This is a genomic window from Streptomyces sp. NPDC059787 (assembly GCF_042732315.1).
GTDB lineage: Bacteria > Actinomycetota > Actinomycetes > Streptomycetales > Streptomycetaceae > Streptomyces > Streptomyces atrovirens.
This window is the reverse complement of the sequence record NZ_JBHWHX010000019.1, coordinates 1-12,397: the sequence shown is the minus strand read 5'-3', so window position 1 is coordinate 12,397 and position 12,397 is coordinate 1. Positions and strand designations below refer to the sequence as shown.

The 12,397-nt window shown below is 72.8% G+C and carries 11 protein-coding genes and 1 pseudogene; 7 read left to right on the top strand and 5 right to left on the bottom strand.

The genetic code is table 11. The features are described from left to right. Nucleotides 1-17: 17 nt before the first annotated feature. Both ACFV5H_RS19475 and ACFV5H_RS19470 read right to left on the bottom strand, forming a co-directional pair. Nucleotides 18-377: a hypothetical protein gene (locus ACFV5H_RS19475; protein ID WP_055592721.1), complete on the bottom strand. Its 360-nt coding sequence runs from the start codon at nucleotides 375-377 to the stop codon at nucleotides 18-20. An 11-nt stretch (nucleotides 378-388) separates the two neighbouring features. Further along, the gene (locus ACFV5H_RS19470) at nucleotides 389-1,162 is read right to left on the bottom strand and encodes a LytR/AlgR family response regulator transcription factor (RefSeq protein WP_385045292.1); all 774 of its coding nucleotides are present in this window, start codon (nucleotides 1,160-1,162) and stop codon (nucleotides 389-391) included. 77 nt (nucleotides 1,163-1,239) lie between these two features. Between ACFV5H_RS19470 and ACFV5H_RS19465 the strand changes: the two genes are divergently transcribed. From ACFV5H_RS19465 to ACFV5H_RS19445, 5 genes and pseudogenes are all read left to right on the top strand, one after another. Continuing rightward, complete coding sequence (locus ACFV5H_RS19465; RefSeq protein WP_344561877.1) at nucleotides 1,240-1,743, top strand: Lrp/AsnC family transcriptional regulator; 504 nt, start codon at nucleotides 1,240-1,242, stop codon at nucleotides 1,741-1,743. Between the two features lie 124 nt (nucleotides 1,744-1,867). Next, entirely contained in the window at nucleotides 1,868-2,680 is an 813-nt protein-coding gene (gene ddaH, locus ACFV5H_RS19460) for a dimethylargininase (protein WP_385045295.1), read from the top strand. Beyond that, nucleotides 2,677-3,903, top strand: a complete 1,227-nt coding sequence (gene rocD, locus ACFV5H_RS19455) for an ornithine--oxo-acid transaminase (protein ID WP_385045298.1) — start codon at nucleotides 2,677-2,679, stop codon at nucleotides 3,901-3,903. The genes ddaH and rocD overlap by 4 nt, the downstream gene beginning before the upstream one ends. 125 nt (nucleotides 3,904-4,028) lie before the next feature. Then, complete coding sequence (locus ACFV5H_RS19450) at nucleotides 4,029-6,494, top strand: SpoIIE family protein phosphatase (RefSeq protein ID WP_385045301.1); 2,466 nt, start codon at nucleotides 4,029-4,031, stop codon at nucleotides 6,492-6,494. Between the two features lie 11 nt (nucleotides 6,495-6,505). Next, a pseudogene (locus ACFV5H_RS19445) lies at nucleotides 6,506-7,286 on the top strand (PP2C family protein-serine/threonine phosphatase); the annotation flags it as partial. Between the two features lie 17 nt (nucleotides 7,287-7,303). Here ACFV5H_RS19445 and ACFV5H_RS19440 read toward each other — a convergent pair. Then, entirely contained in the window at nucleotides 7,304-7,759 is a 456-nt protein-coding gene (locus ACFV5H_RS19440) for an RpiB/LacA/LacB family sugar-phosphate isomerase (protein ID WP_385196206.1), read from the bottom strand. 165 nt (nucleotides 7,760-7,924) lie between these two features. On the opposite strand from ACFV5H_RS19440, the gene ACFV5H_RS19435 reads away from it, so the two are divergent. Next, nucleotides 7,925-8,650: a lysophospholipid acyltransferase family protein gene (locus ACFV5H_RS19435; RefSeq protein ID WP_385045307.1), complete on the top strand. Its 726-nt coding sequence runs from the start codon at nucleotides 7,925-7,927 to the stop codon at nucleotides 8,648-8,650. Between the two features lie 70 nt (nucleotides 8,651-8,720). Here ACFV5H_RS19435 and ACFV5H_RS19430 read toward each other — a convergent pair whose 3' ends face one another. Beyond that, on the bottom strand, nucleotides 8,721-10,322 hold the full coding sequence (locus ACFV5H_RS19430; protein ID WP_385196204.1) for an alpha/beta hydrolase: 1,602 nt from the start codon (nucleotides 10,320-10,322) through the stop codon (nucleotides 8,721-8,723). A gap of 257 nt (nucleotides 10,323-10,579) precedes the next feature. Then, nucleotides 10,580-11,209, bottom strand: a complete 630-nt coding sequence (locus tag ACFV5H_RS19425; protein WP_385196201.1) for a TetR/AcrR family transcriptional regulator — start codon at nucleotides 11,207-11,209, stop codon at nucleotides 10,580-10,582. 107 nt (nucleotides 11,210-11,316) lie between these two features. Here ACFV5H_RS19425 and ACFV5H_RS19420 point away from each other — a divergent pair, with 107 nt between their 5' ends. Continuing rightward, complete coding sequence (locus ACFV5H_RS19420) at nucleotides 11,317-12,318, top strand: ABC transporter permease (protein ID WP_385045315.1); 1,002 nt, start codon at nucleotides 11,317-11,319, stop codon at nucleotides 12,316-12,318. Nucleotides 12,319-12,397: the final 79 nt, after the last annotated feature.

Below are 12,397 nucleotides of genomic sequence, written 5' to 3'. Positions count from 1 at the left end.
CGGTGTGCGTCCCGGTCTCAGCGGTCCTCGACGAGCCGCACGAAGTCGCGTTCGTTGCGTTCGGCGCGGCGCACGTACCAGCGGGCGAGCAGGACCAGCGGGGGGTACAGCCCGAAGCCGAGCACCGCCCACTCCAGGCGGCGGGCGTCCGGGGCGGCGGCGAAGACCAGCGGGAGCGGGCCGATGAGCAGGACGAGGACGGCGAACACGGTGAGACCGGTGCGCAGCTGGATGCGCATCAGGGAGCGGACGTAGGTGTGGCCGAGGGTGGTCTGCTCGTCGATCTCGGTGCGCGGGCGGTAGTAGCCGAAGGAGCGGCGGGCGCGGCGGGGCGGGCCGGTGACGACCACGCGGCGTTCGGTCGGGTCCTGGGGCATGTGTCCTCCCCCTAGCTCGTGGTCCGGCGCATCAGCAGGTCCCGCAGTTCACGGGCGTGCCGCCGGCTGACCTGGAGCTCCTCGGAGCCGATCAGGACGCTCACGGTGCCCGTGTCGAGCCGGAGCTCGCCGATGTGGCGCAGGGCGACCAGATGGCGGCGGTGGATGCGGACGAAGCCGCGGGAGCGCCAGCGCTCCTCCAGGGTGGAGAGCGGGATCCGTACGAGGTGGCTGCCCCGGTCGGTGTGCAGGCGGGCGTAGTCGCCCTGGGCCTCGACGTGGGTGATGTCGTCGACGGCGACGAAGCGGGTCACGCCGCCGAGTTCGACGGGTATGTGGTCGGGGTCGGGTTCGTGCACGGGGATGCGCGGGGCGGCGGTGCCGCGCTGTGCGGCGGCGCGCAGTTCGACGACGCGGCGGACCGCCTCGGCCAGCCGTTCCTTGCGCACGGGTTTGAGGACGTAGTCGGCGGCCTTGAGGTCGAAGGCCTGGACGGCGAAGTCCTCGTGGGCGGTGACGAACACGATGAACGGCGGCCGGGCGAACCCGGTGAGCAGCCGGGCCAGGTCGAGGCCGTCGAGGCCGGGCATCTGGATGTCGAGGAAGACGACGTCGATGGCCTCGGGCCCGTCGGGTCCCGACTCCAGGGCGCGGTTGATGCGGCGCAGGGCCTCGGTGGCGTCGCCGGCGCCCTCGGCGCTGCCGATGCGGGGGTCGGTGTTCAGCAGGTAGAGCAGTTCCTCCAGTGAGGGGCGTTCGTCGTCGACGGCGAGGGCGCGCAGCATGAAGGTGGAGTGTAGGGGTGATTTCCACGTCTGGACATGCCCCGGACGTGGGCGTTCGCGCTGGATACAGTGCCCGCATGAACAGCAGGCCCGCTTCCTTCGACGAACTCGACCGGAAGATCGTCACCGCGCTGATGGCGAACGCCAGGACGTCCTTCGCCGAGATCGGCGCGGCCGTCGGGCTGTCGTCGACGGCGGTCAAGCGCCGGGTGGACCGGCTGCGCGAGACCGGGGTGATCACCGGCTTCACGGCGACGGTGCGGCCGTCGGCGCTGGGCTGGCGCACCGAGGCGTACGTCGAGGTGTACTGCGAGGGGGCGGCGCCGCCCCGGCGGCTGGCGGAGGTGGTGCGCAACCATCCGGAGATCGCCGCGGCGATGACGGTGACCGGCGGCGCGGACGCGCTGCTGCACGTGCGGGCGCGGGACGTGGAGCACTTCGAGGAGGTGCTGGAGCGGATCCGCCAGGAGCCGTTCATCCGGAAGACGATCAGTGTGATGGTGCTGTCCCATCTGCTGCCGGACAGTCCTGAGGCAGGAGTGAGTCAGCCGGCCCCGGACGGCGCATCAGACGTGCGCTGAACGGTGGAACAGCGCAGTGTTCCTGCGTGAACACGCAGCTCTTGTTCCTTGTCGCCCGTACCGTTCGCTTCCTACCGTGGTCTCACCCCCTGTCGAGACCGCGTGGAAGCGGAGGAACCCCTCTGTGCCCGACTTCCGTGTGGCGTCCCGGCGGCGCTACCTCGTCTGCGAACCCAGACACTTCGCCGTCCGGTACGCGATCAACCCCTGGATGCATCCCGACCGTCCCGTCGACGTCGCCCTGGCCGGGCGCCAGTGGCGGACGCTGGTCGACACCTACCGTGACCACGGTCATACCGTGGAGAGCGTGAAGCCCGAGCCCGCCCTGCCCGACATGGTGTTCGCCGCGAACGCGGCGGTCGTCGTCGGGGGCCGCGTCTTCGGCTCCCTGTTCCTGGCGCCCGAGCGGCGCCCGGAGTCCGTACCGTACGAGGCCTGGTTCAAGGCCGAGGGATACGACGTCCAGCACCCCGGGTCGGTGTGCGAGGGCGAGGGCGACCTGGTGCCCGCCGGGCGCTGGATCCTCGCCGGCACCGGCTTCCGCACCACTCCCGGGGCTCACCGCGAGGTGCAGGAGTTCTTCGGGGTGCCGGTGATCGGCCTGACGCTGGTGGATCCGTACTTCTACCACCTGGACACGGCGCTGTTCGTGCTGGACGAGGAGAACGTCGCGTACTACCCGGAGGCGTTCTCGCCGGGCAGCCGTGAGGTGCTCGCCCGGCTGTATCCGGACGCGGTGCTCGCGACCCGTGAGGACGCGATGGCGTTCGGGCTGAACTCCGTCTCCGACGGGCGCCATGTGTTCGTCTCCCCGGGGGCCACGGCCCTCGCCGCCCGGCTCGCCGACCGCGGCTACGTTCCCGTTCCCGTCGACCTGTCCGAGTTCCACAAGGCGGGCGGGGGCATCAAGTGCTGCACACAGGAGATCCGCTCATGACTGCTGTCGTCCCCGCGCGTACGTCCGCCGAGCTGATCGGCGCGGAGGAGCCGGTCCTCGCGCACAACTACCATCCGCTGCCCGTGGTCGTCGCCCGCGCGGAGGGCGCGTGGGTGGAGGACGTGGAGGGCCGGCGGTACCTCGACATGCTGGCCGGCTACTCGGCGCTCAACTTCGGCCACCGGCATCCGGCGCTGGTCGAGGCGGCGCACCGCCAGCTCGACCGGCTCACGCTGACCTCGCGCGCGTTCCACAACGACCGGCTCGCGGAGTTCGCGGAGCGGCTGGCCGCGCTGACCGGCCTCGACATGGTGCTGCCCATGAACACCGGCGCGGAGGCGGTGGAGAGCGGGATCAAGGTGGCCCGCAAGTGGGCCTACGACGTGAAGGGCGTCCCGGCGGACCGGGCGACGATCGTGGTGGCGGCGGACAACTTCCACGGCCGTACGACGACGATCGTGAGCTTCTCCACGGACGAGGTCGCGCGGAGCGGGTTCGGGCCGTTCACCCCGGGCTTCCGCGTGGTGCCGTACAACGACCTCGCGGCGCTGGAGGCGGCGGTCGACGAGACGACGGCGGCGGTGCTGATCGAGCCGGTCCAGGGCGAGGCGGGTGTGATCGTCCCGGACGACGGCTATCTCGCCGGAGTGCGGGAGCTGACGCGCCGCGCGGGGTGCCTGTTCGTCGCGGACGAGATCCAGTCGGGTCTCGGCCGCACCGGCCGCACGCTCGCCGTGGAGCACGAGTCGGTCGTCCCGGACGTCGTGCTGCTCGGCAAGGCACTGGGCGGCGGCATCGTCCCGGTGTCGGCGGTGGTGGCCCGGCGGGAGGTGCTCCAGGTGCTCCATCCGGGTGAGCACGGGTCGACCTTCGGCGGCAATCCGCTGGCCGCGGCGGTTGGTACGGCCGTGGTGGAGCTGCTGGAGACGGGCGAGTTCCAGCGCCGGGCGGCGGAACTGGGCGGCATCCTGCGCGAGGGCCTGGAGTCGCTCGTCGGCAAGGGCGTGGTCGGGTTCCGCTCCCGCGGCCTGTGGGCCGGCGTGGACGTCGACCCGGCGCTCGGCACCGGCCGCGAGGTCAGCGAACGCCTGATGCGGGAGGGCATCCTGGTCAAGGACACCCATGGCTCCACCATCCGCCTGGCCCCGCCGCTGACCGTCACGGCGGAGGAGCTGCAGAGCGCCCTGCACACCGTGGAGAAGGTCCTGGCCCGGCAGGTCTGAGCCCTCGCCGTCCCCCGCCGGGCCCCGGCGGGGGACGGCGTATCCCAGGAAGCCCTCATCCCGCCCGAAGGGTGAAGATGGGGACAAGAGGGGGTAGACCACTCTCAGCGACAGAGAGGTCGGCCGTGGGCGGACACAAGGAGCAGGACGTTGCCCGGCAGGGGTTCGATGTGGCCGACGCCGTTCCCCTGTTGCTCGATCCGCACGGCATGGTGTCGAGCTGGACCGGCGGTGCCGAGCGGCTGCTGGGGTACCACGCCTCCGAGGCCGTGGGCCGCAAGTTCGCCGAGCTGCTGGTCCCCGAGGACGCCGAGCGGGTGCCGGACCTGGTCGAGCGGTGCCGCTCGGACGGCGGCTGGGCGGGGTTGATGACGGCCCGGCACCGGGACGGGCGGCCGGTCGCGGTGATGGTGCGGGTCACGCCGACCGTGGGGCCGCGGGGCCGTTCGTCGCTGCTGGTCCTGCTGTCGGAGCTGGCCGGCTCGCCCGGCTGGGACATGAGCCGCGACGTGCTGGAGCAGATGGTCGCCGGCACGTCGGTCGGCATCGCGATCGTGGACACGGAGCTGCGCTTCGTGTGGTCCAACGCCGCCCTCGAACAGTTCGGCGGCGGGCCGGCCGGGCGGCGCCTGGGACTGCGGTTCGCGGACATCCAGCCGGGTATGGACGCCGAGGCCGTCGAGGAGCGGATGCGGCACGTGCTGGACACCGGTGAACGGGTGATCGACTACGAGCTTGTCGGCCGTGCCCGCTCGGCGCCGCTGCGCGAGACCGCGCACGTGCTGTCGTTCACCCGGCTCGACGACGACCGGGGCCGCCCGATGGGCGTGTACTACACCGTCGTGGACGTCACCGAGCGGCACCGCGCCCGTCGGCGTCTCGCCCTGCTCGACCGGGCCGGCAAGCAGATCGGCCGCTCCCTGGACGTCCTGCGCACCGCGCAGGAACTGGCGGACGTGACCGTGCCGGAACTCGCGGACTACGTCGCCGTGGACCTGCTGGAGCCGGTGCTGCGCGGCGCCGAGGTCCAGCCGGGCCCGCCCACCGGCTCCGACCGGGTGTCGCTGTGCCGGGCGGGCCAGCGGTCGCTGTACGAGGACCTGCCACGGGCGTTCGTGGAGACCGGGACGGTCCTGTGGTACCTGGCGGATTCTCCGCCGGTGCGCTGTCTGACCACGGGCCGGGCCTGGCTTCAGGAGCGGCTCGACCCGCTCGCCCTGGCGTGGGCCACGCCACCGGGCGGCCGGGAGTCCACCTTCCTGGAACTCGGCCTGCGGAGTGCGATGCTCGTCCCGGTCCGGGCCCGGGGCGTCACCCTGGGCATCACCGGGTTCTTCCGCCGCCGGCACGATCCTTTCACCGAGGACGACCTCCATCTGGCCGAGGACCTCGTCTCCCGCGCCGCCGTCTCCGTGGACAACGCCCGGCGCTACACCCGCGAGCGGGACGCCGCGCTGGTCCTGCAGCGCAGTCTGCTGCCCCGCCGGCTGCCCGAGCAGGACGCCGTGGAGGTGTCCGCCTGCTACCGCCCGGCGGACGAGCTGACCGGGCTGGGCGGCGACTGGTACGACCTGATCCCGCTGTCCGGCGCCCGGGTCGCCCTGGTCGTCGGCGAGGTGCCGGGGCACGGCATCGACGCCGCCGCGGCCATGGGTCGGCTGCGCACCGCCGTACGGACGCTGGCCGCGATCGACCTGCCGCCCGAGGAGGTGCTCGCCCATCTGGACGACCTGGCGTCCCGGCTGGCGCAGGACGAGGGCGACGGGGAGTCCGGGGAATTCCCCGGCCGGTCCGTCGGGTCCGGCTGCCTGTACGTCGTCTACGACCCGGTGACCGGGCAGTGCACGATGGCGGCCGCCGGCCATCCCGCGCCCGCCGTGGTGGCACCCGACGGCACGGTCACCTTCGTCGACCTCCCGCAGGGACCGGCGCTCGGTGTGGGCGGCCCGCCGTTCGAGGCGGTGGAGCTGGACCTGGCCGAGGGCAGCACGCTCGCCCTGCACACGGACGGTCTGCTGGCCGGTGGGAAGCCCTCGCCCGACGGGAGGCCCTCGCCCGACGGGACGGACCGCGAACGGCTGCGGCAGGCGCTGCGGGGCGCCGCGACCGCGCTCGAGCCGAGCTGCCGCGCGGTGGTCGACATGCTGGTCCCGGCCCGGCCGTACGACGACGTGGCCCTGCTGATGGCCCGTACCAAACGTCTCGACCCCGGACGGATCGCGGTCTGGGACCTGCCGGCGGACCCGGCGGTCGTGGCCGAGGCCCGCAGGACCAGCACCCGGCAGCTGGCCCGCTGGGGCCTGGACGACCTGGTCTTCACCACGGAGCTGGTCGTCAGCGAACTGGTCACCAACGCCATACGGCACGCCGGCGGTCCCGTGCGGCTGCGGCTGATCCACGAGCGGGCGCTGGTGTGCGAGGTGTTCGACGGCGGCGCCACCGCACCCCATCTGCGGCATCCCCGCGCGATGGACGAGGGCGGGCGCGGGCTGCTGCTGGTCTCGCAGCTCGCCCAGCGGTGGGGCACCCGGTTCGTTCCCGACGGGAAGATCATCTGGGCGGAGCAGTCACTGACCGCGCCGCTGGAATGAGGCGAGGGCCCGTGGCGGAGGCGTCGACCGACCACGCGGCGGTCTGCCGGGCCCTGCCCGGCATGGTGGCGCTGCTGCCCCCGGACCTGGTGTACGCGGACGTCGACGAGGCGTTCGCCGGCGGGACCGGGCGTCCCCGCGAGGCCGTGGTGGGCCGCTTCCTGTTCGACGTGTTCCCGGAGAACCCGAACGACCCGGAGGCCATGGGCGCGCGGCAACCGAGCGCCTCGCTGCGGCGGGGTGAGGACGTCACCGGGCTGATCCGGGTCCGGGACGACACGGGTGACGGCGGCCGGGGTGACGGGCCGGCTGCGCAGCGCGCCGACCGCCGTCTCCCGGGTGGCGGACGGGCCCGCGCAGGCGCTGGACGTGGTGGGCCGCTCCGCCCATGTGGTGGACGGCGCGGAGCCCGCGACCGCGGTGACGGCCTTCATCGACTTCGACCGGCACACCATCACCTGCGGCAGCGCCGGCCATCCGCCGTCCGTGCTGCTCCATCGTGACGGACGCGTGGAGCTCCTCGACCGGGCCGCCGACCCGCCGCTCGACGCCCGGCCGGACCCGACGCCCCGGCCGGAGGCGGCGACCGGGTTCGCACCGGGGGCGGCCCTGGTGCTCGACACCGACGGGCTGATCGAACGACGCCGGGAGGACATCGGCATGGGGCTGCCGCGGCTCGCCGAGGCCCTGCGCCGGCACCGGACGCAGGATCCCGAGACGCTCGCGGACATCGTGCTGCTGGAGCTGCTGCCGCCGGGCGGCGCCACCGACGACACGGCGCTGGTCGTCGTAGTACGGCTGTGGGCGGGTCAGGCGCCGGTGCGCTCCCGGTCGAGGCGTGCGGTGTGTTCCACGTTGCGCCGGTCCTCCGGGTCGTCGCTGGGCGCGCCGGCGAACCAGGCGTCGAGGATCTCCGTCAGCAGCGGCCCGGACGTCAGCCGCAGGCCGATCGCCAGCACGTTGGCGTCGTTCCAGCGGCGCGCGCCGTCCGCCGTGTAGGCGTCCGTGCACAGGGCGGCCCTGACACCGGGCACCTTGTTCGCTGCGATCGAGGCGCCGGTGCCGGTCCAGCAGCACACCACCGCCTGGTCGGCGGTGCCGACGGCGACCTCACGGGCCGCCGCCTCGGAGCAGACGGCCCACTGCGGGTCGTCCCCGGGGTTCAGGGCGCCGTGCGCGCGTACCTCGTGGCCGCGCTCGCGGAGTTCGGCGAGGAGGGCGCGGGCCACGGGTTCGTCCATGTCGGAGGAGACGGAGATCCGCATGCCTCCGAGCCTACTCGGCAGGCCGTCCGGCAGGGTGTCTTCCGGTCGCGTCGAACCTGGTGCCGGGCCGTACCGCCCACGCCTAGACTGGCACTCCACGACGTGCCGGATGGCCTGCCGGGATGCGGCGGCACCGCCCGTCCGCCGGAGTCGAGGAGCGTGTCCTTGTTCTACTACCTGCTCAAGTACGTGCTGTTGGGTCCGCTGCTGCGTCTGGTCTTCCGGCCGCGAATAGAGGGCCTGGAGCATGTGCCGTCGTCCGGTGCCGCCATCGTCGCGGGGAACCACCTGTCGTTCTCGGACCACTTCCTGATGCCGGCCGTGCTCAAGCGGCGCATCACCTTCCTCGCCAAGGCCGAGTACTTCACCGGCCCCGGCCTCAAGGGCCGGCTGACGGCGTTCTTCTTCCACAGCGCGGGGCAGATCCCCGTCGACCGCTCCGGCAAGGAGGCCGGGCAGGCCGCCATCCGGGAGGGCCTCGGGGTGCTGAGGAAGGGGGAACTGCTCGGCATCTACCCGGAGGGCACGCGCTCGCACGACGGCCGCCTCTACAAGGGCAAGGTCGGCGTCGCGGTGATGGCCCTCAAGGCGGGCGTCCCGGTGATCCCCTGCGCGATGATCGGCACGTTCGAGGCCCAGCCGCCCGGCAGGAAGATCCCCCGAATCCACCCGGTGGTGATCCGTTTCGGCAAGCCGCTGGACTTCTCGCGCTACGCGGGGATGGAGAACGAGAAGGCGGTCCTGCGCGCCGCCACCGACGAACTCATGTACGCCATCCTCACCCTGTCCGAGCAGGAGTACGTCGACCAGTACGCGGCCGTCGCCAAGGCGGAGGACGCCGAGCGCGGGGCGGAGGACAGGCGCCGCTTCCCGCGCATGCCGCTGAGCTGAGCCTTCCGTACATACGGGTGAGGGGCGGCCGGAGAGTTCCGGCCGCCCCTCGTGCCGTACGGCGTGGGTGTTACGGCTTCGGTGTGACGTGCGGTGCGCAGGTCACGTCGGAGCGGTCCAGCTCGCCGGTGAGCAGGTAGGTGTCCACCCGGTCGTTGACGCAGGAGTTGACCAGGCCGGTGACGCCGTGGGATCCGGCGTCCCGCTCGGTGATGAGGCGGGAGCCCTTGAGCCGCTGGTGCAGTTCGACGGCGCCCTCGTACGGGGTGGCCGCGTCGCGCTCGGACTGGACGATCAGCACCGGCGGCAGCCCCTTGCCGGACTTGACGTCCACGGGCGTCCGCTGCTTGACCGGCCAGGTGGCGCAGGGCAGGTTCATCCAGGCGTTGGCCCAGGTCATGAAGGGGTGGTCCCGGTGCAGCCGGGTGTTGTCGCGGTCCCACTTGTGCCAACTGGTGGGCCACTTGGCGTCGGTGCACTCCACGGCCGTGTAGACGGCGTTGCCGTTCTCCGAGGCCGCGTTGCCCGCCGTGTCGGAGAGGTCGGGGGAGGCCGCGTCGACGAGCGCCTGGGTGTCGCCGGCGACGTACTGGCTGAAGACGGCCGCCGTGGGCGCCCACGCGGAGTCGTAGTACGGGGCGCTCTGGAAGAAGGAGATCAGCTCGGCCGGGCCGACGACGCCGCCGAGGGGGTTCTTCTCGGCGGTGGCGCGCAGTTCGAGCCACTGCTCCTGGACCTCGGCGCGGGTGTCTCCGAGGTGGTAGGTCGCGTCGTTCTTCGCGACCCAGTCCTGCCAGTCCTTCCAGCGGCCCTCGAAGGCGACGTCCTGGTCCAGGTTGGCCTGGTACCAGATCTTCTCGCGGGAGGGGTTGACGACGCTGTCGACGACCATGCGGCGGACGTGGCCCGGGAAGAGGGTGGCGTAGACGGCGCCGAGGTAGGTGCCGTAGGAGACGCCGAGGAAGTTGAGCTTCCGCTCGCCGAGGGCGGCGCGGATGACGTCGAGGTCGCGCGCGGTGTTCGGCGTGGTCATGTGCGGCAGCATCTCGCCGCTGCGCTCCTGACAGCCCTCGGCGTACTCGCGGGCGAGCTTGCGCTGGGCCCGCTTGTCGGCCTCGGAACGGGGCACCGGGTCCGCCTTGGGCGCCTTGACGAACTCCTGCGGGTCGACGCAGGAGATGGGCGCGGACTTGCCGACGCCGCGCGGGTCGAAGCCCACGAAGTCGTACGCCTTGGCCGTGTTGGCCCAGACCGGGTTCTTGGCGGTGACCCGGGCCGGGAAGCGCAGACCGGAACCGCCGGGACCGCCCGGGTTGTACAGGAGCGCGCCCTGGCGTTCTCCCTTGGTGCCGGTGTTGCCGATGCGGTCGACGGCGAGCTTGATCTGCTTGCCGTACGGCTTGGCGTAGTCCACCGGCACCGAGACCCAGCCGCACTGGATCGGCTTGGCCAGGTTCCAGTCGGCGGGGCAGTCCTGCCAGTCGATGCCGGTCTCCGCGGCCCGGGCGGCGGCGATCGCCACGCCCCTGGCCTCGCGGTCCTTGCCGTGGTGGGTGTCCGCCGTCGCGCTCGCCGTGGGCGCCGCGACGGCGCCGGCTATGAGCGTCGCCGTGACGAACACTCCGGCCGAACCGAGCGCCGCCGCCCGCCTCTTCGGTCCTCTGTCCCTCAAGTGGAGCCTCCCCGTACGTCGTTGCGATGGGCAGGGGGGATCCTCTCCGCTGTGAGGTGGCTGAGAACAGGGTTCGAGGCGGTTCTTTGCCAATCCGATAACCGGATGCCGACACCCCGTCAATCGGACACACCTTTCGGCAGACCAGGCGTTTCCGGCCTGTCCGGCGTTCGAGGACGGGGCCGTTCGGGCCGAAGGGGGTCCGGGGGCGCAGCCTCGGGGGAACGGAAACGGGCGGTGGGGGCGACCACCGCCCGTCAGGTGTCCGCGCGGGCGGACCCCATGGCCATCAGCGCCCGCAACCCCTCCCCCAGCATCCGCTCGGAGATCCCACCGAAAAGCGCCATCTGAGTGGCAAACCCCTGCACGAGCGCGATCATCGCCCGCGCCACGGCATCCGTGTCCGCGTCGGCGGACATCAGACCGGCGTCCTGGTAGCTCTCGACGACCCTCCCCCAGGCCCTGCGGACGTTGTCGTACCCCTCACCCAGCACAGCCGCCAGCTCAGGACTGCGCGTGGTCTCCGTCCACACCTGGATCATCAGCCGCGGGAACATCCACTCACCGTCGTCCAGGGTGGCCGGCCGCCGCTCCCTCATCCGGGCCAGGGACCGCGGGACGAGCACGTCCGGGGTGGGCGGCGGGCTCTCCCGGGCGGCCTGTTCGAGGATGCCGCGCACCGTGTCGAGCACATCGGTCACGATCGCGGCGATCAGCTCGTCCTTCCCCCGGAAGTACCGGTAGACGGCGCCCGCGGAGAGGTCCGCCTCCTTGAGCACGTCCTGCATCGAGGTGGCGTGGAAGCCGTTGCGGGCGAAGCAGGACGCGGCGCCGTCGAGGATCTGGCGGCGGCGGGCGTCGAGGTGTTCCTGGGATACGCGGGCCATGTCCGCAATCTAAAACGAACATTCCTTCTTGACAAGGAACGGACGGAGCGGGACGGTGGCGGTGAACCTAAAACGAACGATCCTTCTTTTTGATCTCCGGAGCCCTCATGTCCCTCTCGACACTGTCGCCGCACCGTCGCGTCGTCGCCGTGACGCTGCTGGTCCCCATCCTGGTGGCGCTGGCGCTCTGGGCCTTCGCCTGGCCCGCGGCCCGTACGGCACCCCGCGACCTGCCGCTCGGCGTGGCCGGCCCCACCGCCGCGACCGCACCGGTGGAACAGCGGCTGGAGCGCCAGGAGGGCGCCTTCGACCTCCACCACTACGCCGACGAGGCCGCCGCCCGGGAAGCGGTCGAGGACCGCGAGGTGTACGGCGCCGTCGTCGTCACCGGGCAGGGACCGAAACTGCTCACCGCGTCCGCCGCGAGCCCGGTCGTGGCCCAGCTGCTGCAGCAGGCGGTGACCCAGCAGGCCGCCGCCTCCGGCAGCCGGGTCACCACCGTGGACGTGGTGCCCGCCGCCGAGGGGGATCCGCGCGGCGCGGTCCTGAACACGAGCGTGCTGCCGCTGGCCCTGGCCGGGATCGGCGCCGGGGCCGCGGTGACGCTGCTGGGGCTGCGCGGTGCCCGCGCGGTGGTCGCGCTGGCCGGATCCGCCACCCTGGTCGGCGTGGTGGCCGCGGCGCTGGCGCACAGCTGGCTGGACGCCGTTCCGGGGAACTGGTGGACGGTGGCCGGCACGTTCGCGCTGGCCGCGCTGGCCATGGGGGCGACGGTCGCCGGACTCGCGGCGCTGCTCGGACAGGCGGGCATCGCGCTCGGCGGCTTGGTGATCATGCTGCTCGGCAACCCCTTCTCGGGGGCGGCCTCGGCGCCGGAGATGCTGCCCGAGCCGGCCGGGGCGATCGGCCGGTGGCTGCCGCCGGGGGCGGGCGTGTCGCTGCTGCGCTCGGTGTCCTTCTTCGACGGCGCGGGGGCGGCCGGGCCCGCCCTGACGCTGACCTGGTGGGCCGCGCTGGGCCTGGGCGCCGTACTGGTCGGCGGCGCGCTGAAGGAGCGTACGAGGAGCGCGCGGTCAGCGTCCGAGCGCGAACCGGTCCCCGTCGGCTGACCGCGGGCCGCTCGACGGCCGGTCTCGGCCCTCGCGGCAGGACCGTGCACCCCCCCCCCAACCCCGGGGGGGGACCACG